Raw genomic sequence first — 23,833 nt, 5'->3', positions numbered from 1 at the left:
CCTCGCGAGGACTAGTCTCGAACGGCTATTCCAACAATAACAGCGAGGTGCAACATGTCCGGCAATCGTGGCGTCGTCTATCTGGGTGCGGGCAAGGTCGAGGTGCAGACCATTCCCTATCCGAAGATGGAAACCCCGCAAGGCAAGCGTATCGACCATGGCGTGATCCTGCGCGTGGTCTCCACCAACATCTGCGGTTCCGACCAGCACATGGTGCGTGGCCGGACCACGGCTCCCGAAGGCCTGGTACTCGGCCACGAGATCACCGGCGAGGTGATCGAAGCGGGTCGCGACGTCGAAACCCTCAAGGTCGGCGATCTGGTCTCGGTACCCTTCAACGTCGCCTGCGGTCGCTGCCGCACCTGTAAAGAGCAGGACACCGGTGTCTGCCTCACCGTGAACCCCTCGCGTGCCGGCGGTGCCTATGGCTACGTCGACATGGGCGGTTGGGTCGGTGGCCAGGCCGAGTACGTGCTGGTCCCCTATGCCGACTTCAACCTGCTCAAGCTGCCGAACCGCGACGCGGCCATGGAGAAGATCCGCGACCTGACCTGCCTGTCCGACATCCTGCCCACCGGCTACCACGGCGCCGTCACCGCTGGCGTCGGCCCGGGCACCAGCGTCTACATCGCCGGCGCCGGTCCAGTCGGTCTAGCCGCCGCCGCTTCCGCCCGCCTGCTGGGGGCTGCCGTGGTCATCGTCGGCGACGTCAACCCGGTACGCCTGGCCCACGCCAAGGCCCAGGGCTTCGAGATCGCCGACCTGTCCCAGGACACCCCGCTGCACGAACAGATCGCCGCGCTGCTGGGCACCCCGGAAGTGGATTGCGCGGTCGACGCCGTCGGCTTCGAGGCCCGTGGCCATGGTCACGAGGGTGCCAAGAGCGAGGCGCCGGCCACCGTGCTGAACTCGCTGATGGGCATCGTGCGGGTGGCTGGCAAGATCGGTATCCCCGGCCTGTACGTCACCGACGATCCGGGCGCGGTCGACGCCGCCGCCAAGCAGGGCGCCCTGAGCATCCGCTTCGGCCTGGGCTGGGCCAAGTCCCACAGCTTCCACACCGGCCAGACCCCGGTGATGAAGTACAACCGCCAGCTGATGCAGGCGATCATGTGGGATCGCATCAAGATCGCCGACATCGTCGGCGTGCAGGTGATCACCCTGGACGAGGCCCCCCGCGGCTACAGCGAATTCGATTCGGGCGTACCGAAGAAATTCGTCATCGATCCGCACCGGCTGTTCAGCGCCGCTTAAGCACTGCGCTAATTGTTTCGCCTGGAATGCTGGCTATTTGGCATTTCTCGGGCGAGCCATGCAGTCGTTTAGCGCACCGCAGGGTCTATCCCCGCAGCGTCCGTCCGGACGCTGCTTTTCCCCGGTGCCACGAACGAGGCCTGCATGACTCCGAATGTCCTTTCCACCGTCTCTCGCATCGTCCCATCGTTGCTCATGGCACTGCTGTTACTGCTCGGCAGTAACGTCGCCCGCGCCGAGGGGGGCGTCTCCTTTCGCTTCGCCGAAGAAGGGCAAGGCTGGTTGCTGCGCGGGCCGGTCGATGTGCTCAAGTGGCCCTTCGTCTACGACCGCAATCGCGAGCGTGCGCGCAACACCTTGGTGCGCCTGGACGGCGATACCCAGATACGGGTGATCGAGACCCGTTCCTTCCAGCGTTGGAAGCGCGTGGAGTTCCAGCAGGACGGTCATACCGTATTGGGCTGGGTGGAAAGCTATCGGGTGCCCGAAGCCATGCGTCTGGACTAGCGGCTCGGGAGCAAAAGGCCATCTCCATCAGTCACATCTCTGACGTCCATACATTCCAGAGGAGCGACGCATGTCCGCGATCACCCGTCTTCAGCTCAACGACGGTCACCATATTCCGCAATTCGGCCTGGGCGTCTGGCAGACCCCCGCCGAAGAGACGGCCCAGGTGGTCAAGACCGCCCTCGACCTGGGCTATCGCCACATCGATACCGCGGCCATCTACGGCAACGAAGAGGGCGTCGGCCAGGCCATCGCCCAGGCCGGTCTGCCGCGTGACGAGCTGTTCGTCACCACCAAGCTATGGAATGCCGACCAGGGCTACGACAGTGCCCTGCGCGCCTTCGATACCAGCCTGGCCAAGCTGGGCCTGGAGTATGTCGATCTCTACCTGATCCACTGGCCGCTGCCGGAAAAGGGCCTGTTTCTCGACAGCTGGAAAGCCCTGATCGAGTTGCGCAACCAGGGCCGGGTGAAGTCCATCGGTGTCTCCAACTTCCGCCAGGACGATATCGAGACCCTGCTCACCGAGACCGGCGTGGTACCGGTGGTCAACCAGATCGAGTGCCATCCGTTGCTGCAGCAACAGGAGTTGCGCGAGTTCAATACCTACAAGGGCATCGCCACCGAGGCCTGGAGCCCGCTGGCCCAGGGTGGCGAGCTGCTGGGTAGCCCAGTACTGCAGCAATTGGCGGCCAAGCACGGCAAGACGCCGGCCCAGGTGGTGCTGCGCTGGCATATCCAGCTCGGCAACATCATCTTCCCCAAATCCAAGACGCCCAAGCGCATCGAAGAAAACATGCAGATCTTCGACTTCGCCCTGGATGAGGATGACCTGCGCCAGATCGCTGGTCTGAACCAAGACAAGCGTCTAGGTCCTGATCCGGCCACTTTCAACGGCTGAGCGGCCTGAGAACCTGCTCAAAGTCTGCTGCGCGTCGGCCAAACGGCGTTGAAAAGACCTTCGGAATGCTCATTTACCATTCGTAAACTCCGCTTCCTCAGATCTTTTCGCCTTGTTTGGCTCTAGCTCGCGAGCCTTTGAACAGGTTCTGAGGCGCCGCGATGAGCGGCGCCTCTGTATGCCTGGCGCGCAAGGCGCCAGAGCCTGTATGCTGCGCGGCCCTTTCGGGACGCCCCATGCCGGATCGGCATAGGGCAGGCGACAGCGGCATTAGACACGTCGGCTAACGCTCTGGCAAAAGGTGTGGCGCTTTGGCGCTCCTCGTCCTTTTCGAGCGCCGTTTCCGCAGCCTGAACGAAGACCCTCAGCCGGCATTGCATGCGTTTCGCGCATCTCGTACCGGCGCGGTGACGTTCGTCCCGAACTCAAGCAACTAGAACAAAGGTGTCGGTACATGACCAAGCCCAAGCTCAGCCTCGCCTGGCAGATCCTCATCGGCCTCGTGCTGGGGATCGCCGTCGGCGCACTGCTCAATCACTTCAGTGCCGAGAAGGCCTGGTGGATCTCGAACGTTCTCAAGCCAGCGGGTGACATCTTCATCCGGCTGATCAAGATGATCGTGGTGCCCATCGTCATCGCCACCCTGGTGGTCGGTATCGCCGGCGTCGGCGACTCCAAGAAGCTGGGCCGCATCGGGCTCAAGACCATCCTCTACTTCGAGATCGTCACCACCCTGGCCATCGTCGTCGGCCTGTTCTTCGCCGACAGCGTGCAGCCCGGTGCCGGCATCGACATGAGCACCCTGGGTACCACCGACATCTCCCAGTACCAGAAGACCACCGCGGAAGTGCAGCATGACCATGCCTTCATCGCGACCATCCTCAACCTGATTCCCTCCAATGTCTTCGCCGCCGTGGCCCGTGGCGAGATGCTGCCGATCATCTTCTTCGCCGTGATGTTCGGTCTGGGCCTGGGCGCCCTGCCGGAAGCCACCCGGGAACCGGTTGTGCGGGTCTTCCAGGGCATCTCCGAGGCCATGTTCAAGGTCACTCACATGATCATGAACTACGCGCCCATCGGCGTCTTCGCCCTGATCGCGGTGACCGTGGCCAACTTCGGCTTCGCCTCCCTGCTGCCGCTGGCCAAGCTGGTGGTGCTGGTCTACGTCGCCATCGGCTTCTTCGCCCTCGGTGTGCTGGGGCTGGTGGCCAAGCTGTTCGGCTTCTCGATCTTCCGCATCATCCGCATCCTCAAGGACGAGCTGATCCTGGCCTATTCCACCGCCAGCTCGGAAACCGTGTTGCCGCGCATCATCGAGAAGATGGAGGCCTACGGCGCGCCCAAGGCCATCACCAGCTTCGTGGTGCCCACCGGCTACTCCTTCAACCTCGACGGCTCCACCCTCTACCAGAGCATCGCGGCGCTGTTCATCGCTCAGCTTTATGGCATCGACCTGTCGCTCGGCCAGCAATTGCTGCTGGTGCTGACCCTGATGGTCACCTCCAAGGGCATCGCCGGCGTGCCGGGCGTGTCCTTCGTGGTGCTGCTGGCCACTCTGGGCAGCGTCGGCATCCCGCTGGAAGGCCTGGCCTTCATCGCCGGGGTGGATCGCATCATGGACATGGCGCGTACCGCGCTGAACGTGATCGGCAACGCCCTGGCCGCGCTGGTCATCGCCAAATGGGAAGGGCTGTACGACGCCGAGAAGGGCGCTGCCTACTGGGCGGCCCTGCCGCACCTCAAGAGCGGTGGCGCCAAGATCGAGGAACGCCCGCAGGCCACCCGTGGCGATGCGCTGCGCGACTGAGCAGGCAACTCGCTGAGAGCAGAGCCCGGCCCCGTGCCGGGCTCTGTCGTTTCAGCCCGCGAGAATCGCCGCGTAGCCCTCGCGATAGCTGGGGTAGCGGGGCACCCAGCCCAGGGCACGGGCGCGGGCGTTGCTGCATCTCTTGCTGCCGGCCCGGCGCAACTCGGCGTCCTCGGACCAGAAGTCGATGCCGAGGCGGGCACGCAGCCAGTCGACCACCTCGTCCAGCGGGGCCGGGTCATCGTCCACGCCCAGATAGAGAGCCTCCAGGGCGACCCCTTCGCGATCCCGCTGCAGCAGCAGCGCCAGCAGGCCGGCGGCGTCCTCGACGTGGATGCGATTGCCATAGAGCGGCGGCTGGCGAGTCACCCGGGAGCCCGCACGGACCTGGCGCAGCAGCGCCTCGCGTCCGGGACCATAGATGCCGGTCAGCCGCACCACGCTGGCGGGAATCCCGCTGCCGAGCGCCAGCTCTTCCGCCTCGCGCAGGATGCGGCCGGAAAAGCGCTCGGGTTGGGCCGGCGCGGTTTCATCGATCCAGGCGCCGTTCTGCTGGGCATAAACGCCGCTGCTGGAGACGAACAGCAGTCGCTGCGGACGCTGGTCGCAGGCGGCCAGCCAGCCCAGCAGATGGCGCAGGCCGTCGACGTAGGCGGCGCGGTAGCCGGCTTCGTCATGGTCGGTCGCGGCGGTGGCATAGACTATCTGATCGAGGGGCTCACGCGGCCAGGCCGCTGGCGGCTCGGGATCGGCCAGGTCGCCCGCGACAGCTAGCAATTCGGCGGGCAGGGCGGCGGCGTTGCGCCTCAGGCCAAAGACGCGGTGACCCTGGGCGACCAGTTGCAGGCCGAGGCGGCTGCCGACATCGCCACAACCGGCGATCAGGATGGTGCTCATCGGTGTTTCCTTCTCTAGAAAAGGCCTGGACAGACGGCCAGGGTAGCTTGGGCGGACCCGGGGTCCAACTTATAGGCCGGCCCCGTACCCGTCGCGCTTGGCCGTTGATAGAGACAGCCGCTAAGATTGGCAGGCAATCCATGGAATTTGACTATGACCCTGACTGAACTGCGCTATATCGTCACGCTCGCCCAGGAACAGCACTTTGGCCGAGCCGCCGAGCGTTGCCATGTCAGCCAGCCGACGCTGTCGGTCGGCGTCAAGAAGCTCGAGGACGAGCTGGGCATTCTGATCTTCGAGCGCAGCAAGAGTGCCGTGCGCCTGACCCCCACCGGCGAGGGCATCGTCGCCCAGGCGCAAAAGGTGCTGGAACAGGCCCAGGGCATCCGTGAACTGGCCCAGGCTGGCAAGAACCAGCTCAGCGCCCCACTGAAGATCGGTGCCATCTATACCATCGGGCCCTATCTCTTCCCGCATCTCATCCCGCAACTCAACCGGGTGGCGCCGGAGATGCCGCTGTACATCGAGGAAAACTTCACCCATCTACTGCGCGACAAGCTGCGCACGGGTGAACTGGACGCCGTCATCCTGGCCCTGCCGTTCAGCGAGCCGGATGTCCTGACCATGCCGCTGTACGACGAACCCTTCTACGTGATGATGCCGGCGCGGCACCCCTGGACCAAGCTCAAGGCCATCCCGCAGAACCAGCTCAGCGACAAGAGCCTGCTGCTGCTGGGCGAGGGTCACTGCTTCCGCGACCAGGTCCTCGAAGCCTGCCCGACGGTGCGCAAGCACGAGGAGAACAAGAACTCCACGGTGGAATCCTCGTCGCTGGAGACCATCCGCCACATGGTCGCCTCTGGCCTGGGCGTCTCGGTGCTGCCGTTCTCGGCGGTGGAGAGTCATCACTATGCGCCGGGGATCATCGAGGTGCGGCCTTTCGAGCGGCCGGTGCCCTATCGCACCGTGGCCATCGCCTGGCGCGCCAGCTTTCCGCGGCCCAAGGCCATCGAGGTGCTGGCCGACTCGGTCCGGCTGTGCTCGGTGGCGCGGCCTGAGGCCAAGGGCGTCGTACAGCCGGCATGAACGAGCTGGCCGCGACGCCGGTCACCGCCCTCAAGGGGGTAGGCGCCGCCCTGCAGGAAAAGCTCGCGCGGGTCGGCCTGGAAACCTTGCAGGACGTGCTCTTCCACCTGCCGTTGCGCTACCAGGACCGGACTCGCATCGTGCCCATCGGCGCCTTGCGGCCCGGCCAGGATGCGGTGGTGGAGGGCATGGTCGCCTCCGCCGAGGTGATCATGGGCCGCCGGCGCAGCCTGCTGGTACGGCTGCAGGACGGCAGCGGCACCCTATCACTGAGATTCTTCCACTTCAGCCAGGCGCAGAAGGACGGCCTCAAGCGCGGCACCCTGCTGCGCTGCTACGGTGAGGTCCGCCCCGGCGCCTCGGGGCTGGAGATCTATCACCCGGAGTACCGCGCCCAGGACGAGAGCGCCCCGGCGCCGGTCGAGCAGACGCTGACGCCCATCTACCCGACCACCGAAGGCCTCACCCAGCTACGGCTACGCCAGCTCAGCGGCCAGGCACTGGAGCGGCTGGGGCCCGAATCGCTGCCGGACTGGCTGCCGCCGGAGATGGCCGAGCACTATCGCCTGGGCCCACTGGCCGATGCGCTGCGCTATCTGCACCGGCCGCCGCCGGATGCCGATCTCGAAGAACTCGCCGAAGGCCGCCATTGGGCCCAGGAACGGCTGGTCTTCGAAGAGTTGCTAACCCACCAGCTGTCCCTGCAGCGGCTGCGCGAGACCCTACGCGCCCAGCGCGCCGTGCCCCTGCCGGCGGCCCGGCGGCTGCCGCAGCGCTACCTGGACAACCTCGGCTTCATCCCCACCGGCGCCCAGCAGCGCGTCGGTCGCGAGATCGCCTACGACCTCGCCCAGGCCGAGCCCATGTTGCGGCTGGTACAGGGTGACGTGGGCGCGGGCAAGACGGTGGTCGCCGCCCTGGCTGCCCTGCAGGCCATCGAGGCGGGCTACCAGGTGGCGCTGATGGCGCCCACCGAGATCCTCGCCGAGCAGCACTTCCTCAACTTCCAGCGCTGGTTCGCCGCCCTGGACATCGAGGTGGCCTGGTTGGCCGGCAAGCTCAAGGGCAAGGCCCGCGCCAGCTCGCTCGAACGCATCGCCGCCGGGGCGCCCATGGTGGTGGGCACCCATGCGCTGTTCCAGGACGAGGTCCGCTTCGCCCGGCTGGCGCTGGTGGTGATCGACGAACAGCACCGCTTCGGCGTGCAGCAGCGCCTGGCCCTGCGCCAGAAGGGCGTCGACGGCCGCCTGGCCCCGCACCAGCTGATCATGACCGCCACGCCCATTCCGCGCACCCTGGCCATGAGCGCCTATGCCGACCTGGACACCTCGGTGCTCGACGAGCTGCCGCCAGGCCGCACCCCGGTCAATACCGTGAGTGTGACCGACAGCCGGCGCGAGGAAGTGGTGGAGCGGGTGCGCGCGGCCTGCCACGAGGGGCGTCAGGCCTATTGGGTCTGCACCCTGATCGAGGAATCCGAGGAACTCACCTGCCAGGCCGCCGAGACCACCTACGAGGAATTGCAGCTGGCCCTGGCCGAGTTGCGCGTCGGGCTGATCCACGGGCGCATGAAGCCGGCGGAGAAGGCCGCGGTGATGGCCGAGTTCAAGGCTGGCAACCTACAGCTGCTGGTGGCCACCACGGTGATCGAGGTGGGGGTGGACGTCCCCAACGCCAGCCTGATGATCATCGAGAATCCCGAACGCCTGGGCCTGGCCCAGTTGCACCAGCTACGCGGCCGGGTCGGGCGGGGTAGTGCGGTCAGCCATTGCGTGCTGCTGTTCCATCCGCCGCTGTCGCAGATCGGTCGGGAGCGTCTGGCCATCATGCGCGAGACCAATGACGGCTTCATCATCGCCGAAAAGGATCTGGAGCTACGCGGCCCCGGCGAGATGCTCGGCACGCGCCAGACCGGCCTGCTGCAATTCAAGGTGGCCGATCTGATGCGCGACGCCCATTGGCTGCCAGCGGTGCGCGATGCCGCCCAGGAATTGCTGGCACGCTGGCCGAGCCATGCCGGGCCGCTGCTGGAACGTTGGCTGCGCCATGGGCAGCAATACGGTCAGGTTTGACAAAGGTTATACAGACGGCGATACAGGCAAGGCCGAATGGTTATACTCCCAGGCGTACGTGAGGACTTATACACCATGACCGATGTAGCGCTCGCTTCGCCTCTTCCCGAGGTACCCCCTTCGATCCAGCAACTGCTCGCCCAACTGGGTCTGGCCTATCGGCCGGTACCGGTACCGGAACGACAACCGCAGTCGAATCGAGTGCACACGGTGCTGTTGAGCGACAGTGTCGGCATGCTGCTGGTGCTGTTGCCCGAGGATCAATTGCTGGACCTGCGGCGACTGGTGGAATTCACTGGGCGTGAGCTGACGGTGGTGGCCTCGGAGCGGCTGATGCGGACCCTCGAGCGCTACGAGCTGGGTGTCTTGCCGGGGCTGCCCTCGCTGACCAATTCGCCCTGCCTGTATGACGAACGTCTGCTCGACGCGCCGCGGTTGCTGCTGGAGTCTGGCGAGCGTTCGCTGCTGCTGGAGGTGGAGACCGCCGACTATCGCCGCCTGCTGAGCCAGGCGACCGCTGGCCGCTTCGGCATACCCGCGGTGGGTATCCAGCCGAATCTGCGCCATCCCGATCGGGACCAGGCGGAAATCCTGCATGCCGCCACCGCCTTTACCGCCCGGCGCATCCGTCAGCGCCTGGAGGAGACCCTGGAAATCCCGCCGCTGTCCAGGACCGCGGAAAAGGTCATCAAGCTGCGCGTCGATCCCGAGGCCACCGTGGATGAGCTGGCCAATGTGGTGGAGACCGATCCGGCGCTGGCCGCCCAGGTGATCAGTTGGGCCGCCTCGCCCTACTATGCCGCGCCCGGCAAGATCCGCTCGGTGGAAGACGCCATCGTGCGAGTGCTGGGTTTCGACCTGGTGATCAACCTGGCGCTCGGCCTGGCCCTGGGCAAGACCCTCAGCCTGCCCAGCGACCAGCCGCAGCAGGAAACGCCCTACTGGAAGAAGGCCATCTATACCGCTGCCCTGATCGAAGGGCTGGCGCGCTCGATGCCGCGGGCGGAGCGTCCGGAAATGGGCTTGGCCTACCTGGGTGGACTGCTGCACAACTTCGGCTATCTGGTGCTGGCACATGTTTTTCCGCCGCATTTCACGCTGATCTGCCGCCATCTGGAAGCCAACCGTCAGCTCGATCACCAGGTGATCGAGCATCACCTGCTGGGCATTACCCGCGAACAGATCGGCGCGGCCCTGATGCGCTGCTGGGAGATGCCCGAGGAAGTGGTGACGGCGCTGCGTTTCCAGGGCGATCCCGCGTACCGCGGTGAACATGCGGTCTATCCGAACCTGATTTTCCTCGCCGTGCAGTTGCTGCGTCGCGAAGGCATCGGCAATGGCCCGTCCCAGGCGATTCCCGATGAGCTCTATGCCCGCCTGAACATCGATCCGGCCAAGGCCGAGGAATGCATGCAGAAGATCCTGGGCGCGGAAGCCGCCCTGCGCGAGCTCACCGGTCAGTTCAAATGATCCCCGGGCGGTGCGGTCTCTGCCGAGGCCGCACCGCCGGTGACCAGTGAAACGCCAGACAACAAAAAACCCGCCGAGGCGGGTTTTTCGTCAAGGGGCGATCAATTACTTGATCTTGCCTTCCTTGTACATGACATGCTTGCGCACGACCGGATCGAATTTCTTGATTTCGATCTTTTCGGGCTTGGTGCGCTTGTTCTTGTCAGTGGTGTAGAAGTGACCGGTGCCGGCACTGGAAATCAAACGGATCAATTCACGCATGACAAATCCCCTTAGAATTTTTCGCCGCGGCTACGCAGCTCGGACAGCACGGTTTCGATACCACGCTTGTCGATGATACGCATGCCCTTGGCAGAAACGCGCAGACGCACGAAACGCTTCTCGGATTCTACCCAGAAACGGTGGTGCTGCAGGTTCGGCAGGAAACGACGACGGGTTTTGTTGTTAGCGTGGGAAACGTTGTTCCCAGTAATCGGACCCTTACCGGTTACTTGGCAAACTCTCGACATGGCTCAGCCCTCATAAACCTCATGCCAAACCCGGCATGGGTTGGCCGCTTGTAACTGTATTGATTCCTGTTTTGACGGGGAGTGTGCCAGCGAAGCCGGAGCCTGAGGCGGCGGTACCCCGAAAAAAGAGCGCTGTTTTATACCAGAAGCGTCGCGGGATAACAAGGTGCGGCGACGGATAGAAATCCCCTGGGACAGCGACACCTGCGGCGCCAGCCACAAGCTCCACCGTTCGTCGGTCGGAAGCATTGTGACGGGCAGGCGGGTGGTCTAGTTTAGAGCAATAAACACTGCGGCTGTGCGTTCGCCGGACGGGCGTGCAGGGTGCGTGGAAGCCTGGGGTATCCAGTCTCCGCGTACTCTGGCTACCCTCCGACAGCCGCGGGCGACGTCTCTGCGGCCGGGGCATCCGGCCGACCCGTCGTCTATACAATCCAGGTATACAAGGAATCGTCCATGCGTTTCGCCGCCTTGCCCCTGCTCTTCGCGCCCCTGCTGGCCCAGGCCGCCACGCTCAGTGTCTGCACCGAAGCCAGCCCGGATGGATTCGACGTGGTGCAGTACAACTCCCTGACCACCACCAACGCCTCGGCCGACGTGCTGATGAACCGTCTGGTGGACTATGACGCCAGCGAAGGCAAGCTGGTGCCGAGCCTGGCGCAGAGCTGGACGATCTCCAGCGACGGCCTGACCTATGACTTCACCCTGCGCCCGGATGTGAAGTTTCACCAGACCGACTACTTCACCCCCAGCCGCACCCTGAACGCCGACGACGTGGTGTTCAGCTTCCAGCGCATGCTGGACAAGAACAATCCTTGGCATGCGGTGGCCAAGAGCGGCTATCCCCATGCCCAGTCGATGCAGTGGCCCAAGCTGATCAAGAGCGTGGAGAAGACCGGAGACCTGGGCGTGCGCATCGTGCTCAACACGCCGGATTCCACCTTCTTGCCGACCCTGAGCATGGGCTTCGCTTCCATCTATTCCGCCGAGTACGCCAACCAGTTGCTCAAGGCCGGCAAGACCGACCAGCTCAACGACGAACCCATAGGGACCGGGCCCTTCGTGTTCAAGCGTTACCAGAAGGACGCCTCGGTGCGCTATGCCGCCAATCCGGATTACTTCGGCGGCAAGCCCAAGGTGGATGGTCTGATCTATGCCATCACCCCGGACTCGGCGGTGCGCCTGCAGCGGCTCAAGCGTGGCGAGTGCCAGATCGCCCTGTCGCCCAAGCCGCAGGACTTGCAGAGCGCCCGGGAGGACAAGAGTCTGCAGGTGCTGCAGACGCCAGCCTTCATGACCGCCTTCGTCGCCCTCAATACCACGCACCCGCCACTGGACAACATCAAGGTGCGCCAGGCCATCAATCTGGCGTTCGACAAGCAGAGCTATCTCAAGGCGGTGTTCCAGGACACGGCGGTGGCGGCGGACAATGTCTATCCGCCCACTACCTGGGGTTACGCCAAGGACGTGCCGGCCTATCCCTACGATCCGGCCAAGGCCAAGGCGCTGCTGGCCCAGGCCGGTTTCAAGGACGGCTTCAAGACCACCATCTGGACTCGCCCCAGCGGCAGCCTGCTCAATCCCAATCCGCAACTGGGCGCCCAGATGCTGCAGGCGGACCTGAAGAAGATCGGCATCGATGCCCAGATCCAGGTGATCGAGTGGGGCGAACTGATCCGCCGAGCCAAGGCTGGCGAGCATGACCTGCTGTTCATGGGCTGGGCCGGCGACAACGGTGATCCGGACAACTACCTGACGCCGCAATTCTCCTGCGCCTCGGTGCAGTCGGGCCTCAACTTCGCCCGCTATTGCGACAAGACCCTCGACGGCGCCATCGCCAAGGGCAAGACCCTGTCCGACCAGATGGCCCGGGCCACCGTCTACCACCAGGCGCAACGCATCATCCACGATCAGGCGTTGTGGCTACCGTTGGCGCACCCGACAGTCACGGTGCTCGCCAAGAGCAATGTGCAGGGTTACCAGCCCAATCCCTTCGGTCGCCAGGATTTCAGCCAGGTCAGTGGCGGCCGCTAGCCTCTCAGGGGTGGGCGCGGCGGTACAGCGCCCACTCCTCGATCTCACGGCCATCGGCGAAGCGACACAGGCTGTACTCGTTACCGCTGGCGTCCTTGCGGTTTTCCAGGCGGCCACCTTGGCTGATGCAGTACTCGGACGCCGGATTGGCGAGCTGGGCGTTGTGCTCTGGTCGCACGTCACGGCTATTGCTGCTACAGCCGAGGGTCGAGAGCAGGCTGGTCAAGAGGACGCTGGTAGCCAGGTAAGAAATGCAGTTACGCATGGTGGAATACACACTCCGAGAGGGTTGTAACCCCTACCCTAGAGCATTCGCACCCTGCCAGCCAGTGCCGGATTCAGCGGGTAGTGACGCCTCACTGCCATGGGCGCCCATCGGTGCGTTCCACCAGCTTGACCTTCTGCTGGAGCGCGGCTCGGGCCATCATGTGGGCGCTCACCGGCGCGGTGATGAAGAGGAACAGGGCGATCAGCAACTCGTGCAGGCTGAGGCCGTCGCCCTGGACGCTGAAGAACAGCATGGAGGCGATGATGGTGCTGCCCACGCCCAGGGTGGTGGCCTTGGTCGGGCCATGCAGGCGCATGAAGAAGTCCGGCAGCCGGTAGAGGCCGATGGCGCCGATGAGGGCGAAGCTGCTGCCGATGAGCAGCAGGGCGCAGATCAGGAGTTCGAGCCAGAAGGGCATGGGTGTTCCTCTCTAGAAGCTGTTCATGATCTTGCGAGCTAGAGCCAAGCAAGGCGAAAGGACTTGAGGAAGCGGAGTTTACGAATGGTAAATGAGCATTCCGAAAGTCTTTTCAACGCAGCTTGGCCGACGCGCAGCTGATCAGGGATAGGTTCTCAGTCGATGATTTCGCCGTGGAGCATATGCTTGCCCAGCGCCACGGTGCCGACGAAGCCGGTCACGGCGATGAGCAGCGCCGCCTCGAAAAAGACGGCGGTGGCCAGCCAGATGCCGAACAGCACGATCAGCGCCAGGACGTTGATGTAGAGGGTATCCAGGGCCAGCACCCGATCCGGGATGTCCGGGCCCTTCACCAGGCGATAGACGTTGAGCACGGCGGCCACGCCCATCATGCCCATACACAGCAGCGTCACGTAGGTGAGCATTCGAAGATCTCCTTGAGCGGGGTTTCATAGCGGGTCTTGACCTGGCGGATCACCTGCGCCTTGTCGGCGACGTCCAGGCCATGCAGCAGCAGGGTCTTGCGATCGGCGCTGAGGCCGGAGGAGACGGTGCCGGGAGTGAGGGAGACCACGCAGGCCAGCAGGGTGAGGAGGAATTCGTCCTCGATGTCGATGGGCACCTCGATGAAGGCCGGCTTGAGATCCTGGGTAGGCCCCAGCACCAGGCGGGCGACGTGCAGGTTGGCGACGATGATGTCGTACAGCACCATCAGCGCGTAGCGCAGCAGCAGGCCTGGGCGGCGCAGGCGCGGAGCAGGGAGCAGGAAGTCCTGGCAGAGCAGCGGGATGCCCCAGCCGAGCAGCAGGCCCAGCAGCAGTTGCCCGAGGCTCAGGGTGTTGTTGAGCAGCAGCCAGGTCAGGGTCAGCAATAGGGTGAGCAGCGGGTGCGGCAGCCAGCGCTTCATGGACCGACCCCCCGGACGATGTCGAAGTAGGGCGCCACGTCCAGCAACTGCCGGGCGGTGTCCAGCACATAGCCGTGCAGTGGCGCCGCGGCGGCGACCAGCAGCGGACTGCCCGCCAGCAGGCCAAGGGTGGCGGCGAGCTGGACGGGGTCGAGACGCACGCTCAGGGCGGCGCTGTTGCTGCGCCAGAACAGGGTGGTGCCGGCGCGGGACAGGGCGATGAGCATGCCGAGGCCGCCGAGCAGCACCACCGGCCAGATGATCAGCGCCGGCCAGGCGGTACCGGTAGCCTGCAAGAGCATCACCTTGCCGAGAAAGCCGGGGAAGGGTGGCAGCCCGGCGACGGATACCGCGCCGAGGAAGAACAGCCCGCCGAGCAGACGTGGATTGGCCAGCTGCGGACCGCTGTTCAGGGTATCGCCCTGGGGACCGCGCTGCTGGGCGACAAGGTCCGCCAGCAGGAACAGGGCACCAGCGATCCAGGTGCTGTGCACCAGGTAGAACAGCGCGGCGGCCAGACCCGCGACGCTGCCCAGGGCGACGCCGCTGAGCAGCATGCCCACCGAGATCACCACCAGGTAGCCGAGCAGGGCCTTGAGATGGTGCGCGGCGAGGGCGCCGAATACGCCCGCGGCCAGGGTGACCGCCGCCAGTGGCCAGAGCCAGGGCAGCACGAAGCCCGCCAGGGGGCCGGCGGTGCTGCCGAAGACCAGCAAAAAGACGCGGACGATGGCGTAGAGGCCGACCTTGGTCATGATGGCGAACAGCGCCGCGACCGGGGCGCTGGCGGCGGAATAGGCGCCGGGCAGCCAGAAGTACAGCGGCAGGATGGCGCCCTTGAGGCCGAACACCACCAACAGCAGGAAGCCTGCCGCGGCCAGCAGCGGGGCCTGCGCCGGACCGGCGTTGGCCACCCGCAGGCCCAGGTCCGCCATATTGAGGGTGCCGAGCAGGCCGTAGAGCAGGCCGATGCCGATCAGGAACAGCGCCGAGCCCACCAGGTTGAGCACCACGTAGTGCAAACCGGCACGCACCCGGGCCGGACCAGCACCGTGCACCAGCAGGGCGTAGGAGGCGATCAGCAGGATTTCGAAGAAGACGAAGAGGTTGAACAGATCGCCGGTGAGGAAGGCGCCATTGATGCCCAGCAACTGGAACTGGAACAGCGCATGGAAATCCGGGCCGCGTTCGTCGTCGCCGCGGCAGGCATAGAGCGCCGCGCAGCCGGCCAGCACCGCCACGGTGAACAGCATCAGGGCGGCCAGGCGATCCAGCAGCAGGACGATGCCGAAGGGGGCCGGCCAGTCGCCGAGGGCATAGACCTCCAGGCTACCGCTGCTGGCCCGCTGCAGGAGCACCACGGCCAGCGGCAGCAGCGTCCAGGTGGCGAGCAGCGACAGCCGCCGCGCGGTGGGCGCCGATAGCCGCGGGCGCATCAGCAGGAAGGCGCCCATGAACAGCGGAATGAGGATCGGCAGGATGATCAGGTGCTTCATCGGCGCGGTTCCTCGCCGTCCACGTGATCGGTGCGCAACTCGCCCAGGGCGCGTAACGACAGAGCGACCACGAAGGCGGTCATGGCGAAGCCGATGACGATGGCGGTGAGCACCAGCGCCTGGGGCACCGGATCGGCCTGCTCGGCGGCCTGGCCGATCACCGCGGGCACCCCGGTACGCAGCCGGCCCATGGCGAAGAGGAAGAGGTTGACCGCATAGGAGAGCAGGGTGAGGCCGAGCACCACCGGATAGAGCCGGGCCCGCAGCAGCAGATAGACGCCGCTGGCGGTGAGCACGCCAAGGGCCGTGCAGAACAGGATTTCCATGTTAGAGCACCTCCTGGCTGGAACCGTCCTTGTCCGTCTCGTCCCGGCTGACGTGGCCGAGGTTGGAGAGGATCAGGAGGGTGGCGCCGACGACGGCGAGGTAGACGCCCAGATCGAAGATCAGGGCGGTGGCCAATTCGGTCTTGCCGATCAGCGGAATGGCGAAGTAGTCGAAGGCGGTGGTGAGGAAGGGTCGGCCGAACGCCAGGGAACCCAGCCCGGTAAGGGCGGCGATCAGCACGCCGAGTCCGGCCAGGGTGTGGTAGCTGACGGGCAGGCGGCGCTGGGTCCAGGTCACGCCATGGGCGACGTACTGCAGGATCAGGGCGATGGCGGTGATCAGGCCGGCGATGAAGCCACCACCGGGCAGGTTGTGGCCGCGTACGAAGACGAAGGCCGAGACCAGCAGCGCCAGCGGCAGCAGTACCCGGGCCACGTTGTTGAGGATCATCGGATGGCTGTCGCGGGACCAGGGCGTGCCCTTGGGATCGACCAGCGGGTGCGGCAGGTGCAGGTGCTTGAGCAGGCCGTAGACACCGGCGGCGGCGATGGCCAGCACGGTGATCTCGCCCAGGGTGTCGAAGCCGCGGAAGTCCACCAGGATGACGTTGACCACGTTGTAGCCACCGCCACCGGACACCGAGTTGGCCAGGAAGAAGTCGCCGATGCCCGTGTAGGGGCGGGTCAGCACGGCATAGGCCAGCAGCGCCACCATCAGCCCCAGGCCGCCGGCCAGCAGCACATCGCGCAGGCCACGCAGGCTGCTGGATTCGATGGGGGTGCGATCGGGCATGAAGAACAGCGCCAGCACCAGCAGGATGATGGTCACCACCTCCACCGACAGCTGGGTCAGCGCCAGGTCCGGCGCGGAATAGCGGGCGAACAGCAGAGACACGATCAGGCCCACGGTGCTCAGGGTCATCAGCGCTTTGAGGCGGTTGCGATGGAAGACCACCGTCAGCACCGCGGTCAGCATGAGGATACCCAGGCCCAGGGCGGTGAGCGGATCGACGGGGGAGAGCGCGACCTCGCCGCCGAGGACATCCAGGCCGGACAGCGCCGTCACCAGCAGCACCAGGGTGGCCAGCAGCATCAGGGCGATGTAGCGCTGCAGCGAACCGCTCTCCAGGCGCTGGGTGACACCTCGTGCGAAGCCGATCAGGCGGTTGAGGGCGTGCTCGAAGACCAGGCGGGCATCCACGTCCGGCAGGCCCGCCTGCCAGCGGAACAGCGGCTGGCGGCAGGCGTAGACCACCACGCCACCCACCATGGCCAGGATGCTCATCATCAGGGCGGTGTTGAAGCCGTGCCAGATGGCCAGGCTGTACTCGGGCAGGCTGCCGCCCAGGGCGGCGCTGGCACCAGCGGCCAACAGCGGCGCCACGGTGTAGCCGGGCACTATGCCGACCAGCAGGCAGAGCAGCACCAGGATCTCCACCGGGATCTTCATGTAGCGCGGCGGCTCGTGGGGCGGATAGTGGGGCAGGTCGCGCGGTTCGCCGTTGAAGAAGACGTCGTGGATGAAGCGCAGCGAATAGGCCACCGAGAAGACCCCGTAGAGCACCGCCAGCGCCGGCACTATCCAGCTGAAGCTACCGAACAGGCCGTGGTTGAGGGTCTCGTTGAAGAACATCTCCTTGCTCAGGAAGCCGTTGAGCAAGGGCACCCCGCCCATGGCCGCGGCGGCGACCATGGCCAGCACCGCGGTGTGCGGCATGTAGCGCCAGAGACCGGCGAGGCGGCGCATGTCGCGGCTGCCGGTCTCGTGGTCGATGATCCCGGCGGCCATGAACAGCGAGGCCTTGAAGGTGGCGTGGTTGAGGATGTGGAACACCGCCGCCACGGTGGACAGCTGGGTGTCGAGGCCGAACAGCAGGGTGATCAGGCCCAGGTGGCTGATGGTGGAATAGGCCAGCAGCCCCTTGAGGTCGTGCTGGAACAGCGCCAGGACGGCGCCCACCACCAGGGTGGCGAGGCCGGTGAGGGTGACGATGTAGAACCACCAGTCCGAATCGGCCAGCGCCGGATAAAGGCGCGCCAGAAGGAAGACCCCGGCCTTGACCATGGTCGCCGAGTGCAGATAGGCCGACACCGGCGTCGGCGCGGCCATGGCCTGGGGCAGCCAGAAGTGGAAGGGGAATTGCGCGGACTTGGTGAAGACGCCCAACAGCACCAGGATCAGCGCCAGCGGATAGAGGGCGTGGCCGGTGATCAGCGGGCCGGCGGCCAGGACGTCGCTGAGTTCGAAGCTGCCGACGATATGGCCGATCAAGAGGATGCCGGCGAGCAGCGCCAGGCCGCCACCGCCAGTGACGGTCAGCGCCATGCGCGCGCCCTGGCGCGCTTCCTTGCTGTGGCTCCAGAAACCGATCAGCAGGAAGGACGCCAGGCTGGTCAGCTCCCAGAACACCATCAGCAGCAGCAGGTTTTCCGCCAGCACCATGCCCAGCATGGCGCCCATGAACAGCAGCAGGTAGGCGAAGAAGCGCCCGACCGGCTCGTCCTTGCCCAGGTAATAGGCGGCATAGAGGATCACCAAGAGGCCGATGACCAGGATCATCAGGACGAACATCAGCCCCAGGCCGTCCAGGCGCAGGCTGAGATTCAGGCCCAGCGCCGGCAGCCAGTCGACCCGGTGCAGCAGCACGGCGCCCTCCAGCACGGCTGGCAGCTGCGTGAGCAACAGGGCCAGGGCCACGGCGGGCGCCAACGCGGTCGCCAGGGCACAGGCCGATCGGCTGCGGCGCCCGGCCAGCAGCGAAAGGAGGGTGCCCATGAAAGGCAACGCGATGATCAGCGCCAATACCATGCCTGCATCCTGTAGCTAGCCGCCTCGTGGCGGTGTGGTCGACTGGGCTTCCTCGATGCCTCGTGCGGCGGTGCGCCTGCCCGCCCGAAGATCGCCGGAACGGCGACGGGGAGGCAGACCTATCTCAAGGTTTTATACAAGAACCGGCGGTTTAATAACCTTCGGTGATAATAAAAGACAGACCGCGAATTCCTAGACCTGTCTCCCTTACAAAATATTAGGAAACAGGGCGCATGTGGCCCTGACCCGGGTGCATGCCTGGGTTGGATGTCTGCCAGGCCTGAATGAGACCTCTGGAACGGGCTTTTGCTCACGTCCGCAGGAGAGACACACCCGGCGTGCCCTGGGCGGGCCGCCGGATGCAGGGGGAAGAAAAAAACCCGACACGCCAAAGGAGCACGAAACGCGTGCCGGGGGTAAGCGCCAGCGGTCAGAGCGCCGGCGCGGGGGAAGCGGTGGCCTGGGCGAGACGGGCGGGCGGGACATCCCAGCCGCCACCCAGGGCCTTGTAGAGGGCAACGATGCCGCGATAGAGCTCGATCTCGCCCTGGGCCTGCTGGTCCTCGGCGGCCAGGCGCTCGCGCTGGGCGTCGAGCAGCACCAGGAAGTCGGTGCCGCCTTCGCGATAGCGGATCTCGGCCTGGTCGGCGGCGGCGCGGCTGGCCACCGACTGGCGGATCAGGGCCTGCAGGCGTTCCTGGCGGCGCCCGTAGTCGCTGAAGGCGTTGGCGCTCTCTTCCAGGGCGGTCAGTACCTGCTGCTCGTAGTTGGCCAGGGCTTCATTGGAGCCGGCGCGGGCGCCGCGCAAGCGGGCGCGGACGCTGCCCAGGTCGAAGGCCGGCCAACTGATACTCGGTCCGAGGGCCCAGGCGCGGGCGGCGCTGCTGCCGATCTGCGAGCCGCGCCCGGCGGTGAAGCCGAGAAAGCCCGAGAGGCTGACCCGCGGGAAGAGATCGGCCGTGGCCACGCCCACGTCGGCGGTGGCGGCGGCCAGGCGGCGCTCGGCGGCGGCCACGTCCGGGCGGCGGCGCAGCAATTCGCCGGGATCGCCGATGGGCAGGCGCTTGGCGATGGCCGGTAGGGCCTTGGGCGAGAGATCCACGCTCAGGGCATCCGGCCGCTCGCCGAGCAGGGTGGCGATGCGATTGCGCGCGCGGGTGGCCTGGGCCTGGAACTCCGGCAGGCTGGCCTCGGTGGCGGCCAGGCGTGCTTCGCTGCGTTGCACGTCCAGGTCGCTGCCCATGCCTTCGTCCCTCAGGGTCACGGTCAGCCGGCGGGCCTCGCGCTGGTTGCCCAGGTTGTCGCGGGCGATGCGTTCGCGCAGCTGGGCGCCGCGCAGGTCGCCATAGGCGTCCACCAATTCCGCGATCAGGCTGACCTGCAGGGCGGCGAGGTCGGAGGCCGCCGCTTCGGCGCGGGCGTCGCTGGCTTCCAGGGCATGGCGGACCCGACCGAACAGATCGATTTCCCAGGCCATGTCCAGGCCCAGGTCGTAGCGGTCGCTGTTGACCCGTTCCTCGGTGAAACCGGGTTGCTGGGCCTTGCCGAGCTGGCTGCTGGCGCGGCTGGTGACCGTCGGATAGAGGTCGTTGGCGTCGTCGTCGCGCAGGGCACGGGCGGCGCGCAGCCGGGCGAAGGCGGCGCGCAATTCGCGGTTGCCGTCCAGGCTGCTGGCGACCAGGGCGTTGAGGGTCGGGTCCTCGAACTGGCGCCACCAGAGGGCCTCGAAGCGGCCCTGGTCATAGACGCTGGGCTGCTGGCTGGCCTTGAGCTGGGCGGGCGCCGGCTGCAGCGCCTGGTAGTGCGGGCCGACGGCGCAGGCGGAAACCGCCAGCGCCAGCAGCAGGGGAGCGAAGACCTTCATGCCTGGGCCTCCCGGGCGATGGCGGAACGGGCCTGGCGACGCTCCACGAAGGCGCGCACCAGGGTATAGAACAGCGGTGTGAGCAGCAGGCCGAAGAAGGTCACCCCGAGCATCCCGGAGAACACCGCGACGCCCATGGCGTGGCGCATCTCGGCGCCGGCGCCGGTGGAGGTCACCAGGGGTACCACGCCCATGATGAAGGCGAAGCTGGTCATCAGGATGGGCCGCAGCCGCAGGCGGCAGGCCTCCAGCACCGCGGCGACGCGGTCCTTGCCGGTGGCCTGCTGGTCCTTGGCGAACTCGACGATGAGGATGGCGTTCTTGCACGCCAGGCCCACCAGCACGATCAGGCCGATCTGGGTGAAGATGTTGTTGTCGCTGCCGGCCAGGATCACCCCGGTGATGGCCGAGAGTAGGGTCATGGGCACGATCAGGATCACCGCCAGCGGCAGGCTCCAGCTCTCGTACTGGGCGGCCAGCACCAGGAAGGCCAGCAGCACGCAGAGCGGGAACACCAGCAGGGCGGTATTGCCGGAGAGGATCTGCTGGTAGGTCAGCTCGGTCCATTCGAAGGTCATGCCGTTGGGCAGCTCCTGCTTGAGCAGCCGCTCGATGGCCGCCTGGGCCTGGCCGGAGCTGTAGCCCGGTGCTGGCGCGCCGTTGATCTCGGCGGTGAGGAAGCCGTTGTAGTGCATCACCCGGTCGGGGCCGGCGGTGTCGCTGATCTTGACGAAGGTGGACAGGGGCACCATCTCGCCGCGGTCGTTGCGCACCTTGAGCTGGCCGATCTGCTCGGGCTCCAGGCGGAAGCGCTGGTCGGCCTGGACGTTGACCTGGAAGGTGCGGCCGAAGCGATTGAAGTCGTTGGCGTAGGTCGAGCCCAGGTAGGCCTGCAGGGTGTCGAAGATGGCGTCGATGGGCACCCCGTGGGTCTTGGCCTTCTCGCGGTCGATGTGGGCATCGATCTGCGGCACGTTGACCTGGTAGCTGGTGAACAGCGACTCCGGCGCCAGCTCCGGCAACTGCCGCGCCTTGGCCAGCACGCTCTGGGTCTGGGTGTAGAGTTCCTCGTAGCCCAGGTTGCCGCGGTCCTCCACCTGCAGGCGGAAGCCGCCGATGCTGCCCAGCCCCTGTACCGGCGGCGGCGGGAAGATGGCGATGATGGATTCCTGGATGGACGCGAATTCACCATTGAGCTGGGCGGCGATGGCACCGGCCGACAGCGAGGCATCGCGGCGCTCCTCGAAGGGCTTCAGGGTCACGAAGACGATGCCGCTGTTGGGGCTGTTGGTGAAGCCGTTGATGGACAGGCCGGGGAAGGCCACGGTGCTTTCCACGCCGGGGTGCTTGAGGGCGATGGCCGACATGCGGCGGATGACGTCCTCGCTGCGATCCAGGGTGGCGGCGTCGGGCAACTGGGCGAAGGCCACCAGGTACTGCTTGTCCTGCGGCGGTACGAAGCCGGTGGGCGTCTTGATCAGACCCAGGCCGGTCAGGCCGAGCAGCACCACATAGAGCACCAGCACGATGGAACCGCCGCGCAGCACGCGGCGCACGGTGCCGACGTAGCCATGGCTGGCCTTGTCGAAGAAACGGTTGAAGGGGGCGAACAACCAGCCGCCGAACAAGCGGTCGAGCAGCCGCGAGAAGCGGTCCTTGGGCGCATCGTGGCCCTTGAGCAGCACGGCGGCCAGGGCCGGCGACAGGGTCAGGGAGTTGAAGGCCGAGATCACCGTGGAGATGGCGATGGTCAGGGCGAATTGCCGGTAGAACTGCCCGGTGAGGCCGGAGATGAAGGCGGTGGGAACGAACACCGCGCAGAGCACCAGGGCGGTGGCGATGATCGGGCCGGTCACCTCGCCCATGGCGCGCCGGGTGGCCGCCACCGGGTCGAGGCCGAGACCGATATTCCGCTCGACGTTTTCCACCACCACGATGGCGTCGTCCACCACGATGCCGATGGCCAGCACCAGGCCGAACAGCGACAGCGCATTGAGCGAGAAGCCGAAGGCGTGCATCACCGCGAAGGTGCCGATCAGCGACACCGGCACCGCCGCCAGGGGAATGATGGAGGCGCGCCAGGTCTGCAGGAACAGGATCACCACCAGCACCACCAGGATGATGGCTTCGAACAGGGTGTGCACCACGGCTTCGATGGAGCCGCGCACGAAGATGGTCGGGTCGTAGACGATCTCGTAGTCCATGCCCTGGGGGAAGCTCTGCTTGAGCTCGGCCATCTTGGCGCGCACCTGGTTGGACAGGTCGATGGCATTGCTGCCGGGGCGCTGGAAGATCGGGATGGCCACCGCCGGCTGGTTGTTCAGCAGAGATCTCAGCGCGTACTGGTTGGAGCCCAGTTCGATGCGGGCGATGTCGCGCAGCCGGGTGATCTGGCCGTCGCTGCCGGCGCGCACGATGATGTTGGCGAATTCTTCCTCATCCACCAGGCGCCCCTGGGTGTTGATGGCCAACTGGAAGCTGGTGCTGCCCGGTGTCGGCGGCGCGCCCAGGGCACCGGCCGCGACCTGGCGGTTCTGCTCGCGGATGGCGGCGACCACGTCGCTGGCGGTCAGGCCGCGCGAGGCCACCTTGTCCGGATCGAGCCAGACGCGCAGGGAATAGTCGCCCATGCCGAACAGCTGGACGTCGCCCACGCCGTCCAGTCGTGCCAGCTCGTCCTTGACGTTGATCAGGGCGTAGTTGGACAGGTAGAGCATGTCGTAGCGCTGGTCCGGCGAGGTCAGGTGCACCACCATCGCCAGGTCCGGCGAGGCCTTGTCGGCGGTCACGCCGAGGCGCTGCACCTCTTCCGGCAGTTTGGGCAGGGTGCGGGTGACGCGGTTCTGCACCTGCACCTGGGCGGTATCCAGGTTGGTGCCCAGGGCGAAGGTGATGGTCAGCGTCAGCTTGCCGTCGGCGGTGGACTGGGACGATAGATAGAGCATGTGCTCCACGCCGTTCATGGCCTGCTCCAGGGGCGCGGCGACGGTCTCGCCGATCACCTTGGGGTTGGCGCCGGGGAAGGTGGCGCGTACCACCACGGTGGGCGGTACCACCTCGGGGTATTCGCTGATCGGTAACTGGAACAGCGAGATGGCCCCGCCGATCAGGATGATCAGCGAGAGCACGGCGGCGAAGATCGGCCGGCGGATGAAGAACTGGGAGAAGTTCATCGGGCTTTCCTTGGGCAACAGGCGGCCGTCGCGTC

The 23,833-nt window shown here is 66.1% G+C and carries 20 protein-coding genes; 8 read left to right on the top strand and 12 right to left on the bottom strand.

From position 1 onward, the window contains the following. The first annotated feature begins 54 nt into the window (after positions 1-54). The 4 genes from fdhA to gltP all read left to right on the top strand — a co-directional run bounded on the left by fdhA (position 55) and on the right by gltP (position 4,469). Positions 55-1,254, top strand: coding sequence for a formaldehyde dehydrogenase, glutathione-independent (fdhA, locus tag CCZ28_RS15365; protein ID WP_140219324.1), 1,200 nt, complete (start codon positions 55-57; stop codon positions 1,252-1,254). Between the two features lie 144 nt (positions 1,255-1,398). After that, positions 1,399-1,761, top strand: a complete 363-nt coding sequence (locus CCZ28_RS15360; protein WP_240795164.1) for a hypothetical protein — start codon at positions 1,399-1,401, stop codon at positions 1,759-1,761. Between the two features lie 70 nt (positions 1,762-1,831). Next, positions 1,832-2,662, top strand: coding sequence for an aldo/keto reductase (locus tag CCZ28_RS15355; protein ID WP_140219322.1), 831 nt, complete (start codon positions 1,832-1,834; stop codon positions 2,660-2,662). A gap of 454 nt (positions 2,663-3,116) precedes the next feature. Continuing rightward, positions 3,117-4,469, top strand: coding sequence for a glutamate/aspartate:proton symporter GltP (gene gltP, locus CCZ28_RS15350; protein WP_140219320.1), 1,353 nt, complete (start codon positions 3,117-3,119; stop codon positions 4,467-4,469). A 51-nt stretch (positions 4,470-4,520) separates the two neighbouring features. Here the strand turns inward: gltP and CCZ28_RS15345 are convergent, their stop codons facing one another. After that, the gene (locus CCZ28_RS15345) at positions 4,521-5,366 is read right to left on the bottom strand and encodes an NAD-dependent epimerase/dehydratase family protein (protein WP_140219318.1); all 846 of its coding nucleotides are present in this window, start codon (positions 5,364-5,366) and stop codon (positions 4,521-4,523) included. Between the two features lie 153 nt (positions 5,367-5,519). Between CCZ28_RS15345 and CCZ28_RS15340 the strand changes: the two genes are divergently transcribed. From CCZ28_RS15340 to CCZ28_RS15330, 3 genes are all read left to right on the top strand, one after another. After that, positions 5,520-6,452, top strand: coding sequence for a hydrogen peroxide-inducible genes activator (locus CCZ28_RS15340; protein WP_058761670.1), 933 nt, complete (start codon positions 5,520-5,522; stop codon positions 6,450-6,452). Further along, on the top strand, positions 6,449-8,524 hold the full coding sequence (gene recG / locus CCZ28_RS15335) for an ATP-dependent DNA helicase RecG (protein ID WP_140219316.1): 2,076 nt from the start codon (positions 6,449-6,451) through the stop codon (positions 8,522-8,524). Before CCZ28_RS15340 ends, recG begins: the two co-directional genes overlap by 4 nt. A gap of 75 nt (positions 8,525-8,599) precedes the next feature. After that, the gene (locus tag CCZ28_RS15330) at positions 8,600-9,994 is read left to right on the top strand and encodes an aminoacyl-tRNA deacylase and HDOD domain-containing protein (protein WP_140219314.1); all 1,395 of its coding nucleotides are present in this window, start codon (positions 8,600-8,602) and stop codon (positions 9,992-9,994) included. A gap of 105 nt (positions 9,995-10,099) precedes the next feature. Here the strand turns inward: CCZ28_RS15330 and rpmG are convergent, their stop codons facing one another. Together rpmG and rpmB are read right to left on the bottom strand one after the other, a co-directional pair. Next, positions 10,100-10,255 (bottom strand): 50S ribosomal protein L33, encoded by a 156-nt coding sequence (rpmG, locus tag CCZ28_RS15325; RefSeq protein ID WP_007159904.1) that lies wholly within the window; start codon positions 10,253-10,255, stop codon positions 10,100-10,102. A gap of 11 nt (positions 10,256-10,266) precedes the next feature. Beyond that, positions 10,267-10,503, bottom strand: a complete 237-nt coding sequence (gene rpmB / locus CCZ28_RS15320; RefSeq protein WP_007159903.1) for a 50S ribosomal protein L28 — start codon at positions 10,501-10,503, stop codon at positions 10,267-10,269. A 456-nt stretch (positions 10,504-10,959) separates the two neighbouring features. On the opposite strand from rpmB, the gene CCZ28_RS15315 reads away from it, so the two are divergent. Beyond that, complete coding sequence (locus CCZ28_RS15315) at positions 10,960-12,537, top strand: ABC transporter substrate-binding protein (RefSeq protein WP_140219312.1); 1,578 nt, start codon at positions 10,960-10,962, stop codon at positions 12,535-12,537. 4 nt (positions 12,538-12,541) lie between these two features. Here the strand turns inward: CCZ28_RS15315 and CCZ28_RS15310 are convergent, their stop codons facing one another. From CCZ28_RS15310 to CCZ28_RS15270, 9 genes are all read right to left on the bottom strand, one after another. After that, complete coding sequence (locus CCZ28_RS15310) at positions 12,542-12,802, bottom strand: putative hemolysin (protein WP_140219310.1); 261 nt, start codon at positions 12,800-12,802, stop codon at positions 12,542-12,544. Between the two features lie 91 nt (positions 12,803-12,893). After that, positions 12,894-13,223: a Na+/H+ antiporter subunit G gene (locus tag CCZ28_RS15305; protein ID WP_140219308.1), complete on the bottom strand. Its 330-nt coding sequence runs from the start codon at positions 13,221-13,223 to the stop codon at positions 12,894-12,896. Between the two features lie 155 nt (positions 13,224-13,378). After that, on the bottom strand, positions 13,379-13,648 hold the full coding sequence (locus CCZ28_RS15300; RefSeq protein ID WP_140219306.1) for a K+/H+ antiporter subunit F: 270 nt from the start codon (positions 13,646-13,648) through the stop codon (positions 13,379-13,381). Beyond that, on the bottom strand, positions 13,633-14,130 hold the full coding sequence (locus tag CCZ28_RS15295; RefSeq protein WP_140219304.1) for a Na+/H+ antiporter subunit E: 498 nt from the start codon (positions 14,128-14,130) through the stop codon (positions 13,633-13,635). Before CCZ28_RS15295 ends, CCZ28_RS15300 begins: the two co-directional genes overlap by 16 nt. Beyond that, positions 14,127-15,626, bottom strand: a complete 1,500-nt coding sequence (locus tag CCZ28_RS15290; protein ID WP_140219302.1) for a monovalent cation/H+ antiporter subunit D — start codon at positions 15,624-15,626, stop codon at positions 14,127-14,129. Before CCZ28_RS15290 ends, CCZ28_RS15295 begins: the two co-directional genes overlap by 4 nt. Further along, positions 15,623-15,952 (bottom strand): Na+/H+ antiporter subunit C, encoded by a 330-nt coding sequence (locus CCZ28_RS15285; protein WP_027597400.1) that lies wholly within the window; start codon positions 15,950-15,952, stop codon positions 15,623-15,625. Before CCZ28_RS15285 ends, CCZ28_RS15290 begins: the two co-directional genes overlap by 4 nt. Position 15,953: 1 nt before the next feature. Then, positions 15,954-18,761, bottom strand: a complete 2,808-nt coding sequence (locus tag CCZ28_RS15280; RefSeq protein WP_140219300.1) for a monovalent cation/H+ antiporter subunit A — start codon at positions 18,759-18,761, stop codon at positions 15,954-15,956. Between the two features lie 430 nt (positions 18,762-19,191). Then, entirely contained in the window at positions 19,192-20,625 is a 1,434-nt protein-coding gene (locus tag CCZ28_RS15275; RefSeq protein WP_140219297.1) for an efflux transporter outer membrane subunit, read from the bottom strand. Then, complete coding sequence (locus CCZ28_RS15270) at positions 20,622-23,798, bottom strand: efflux RND transporter permease subunit (protein WP_140219295.1); 3,177 nt, start codon at positions 23,796-23,798, stop codon at positions 20,622-20,624. Before CCZ28_RS15270 ends, CCZ28_RS15275 begins: the two co-directional genes overlap by 4 nt. Positions 23,799-23,833: the final 35 nt, after the last annotated feature.

Source organism: Pseudomonas oryzihabitans (genome assembly GCF_006384975.1).
Taxonomy (GTDB): Bacteria; Pseudomonadota; Gammaproteobacteria; order Pseudomonadales; family Pseudomonadaceae; genus Chryseomonas; species Chryseomonas psychrotolerans_B.
Note: the sequence above shows the minus strand (reverse complement) of the source record. Positions and strands in the feature narration are given on the sequence as shown.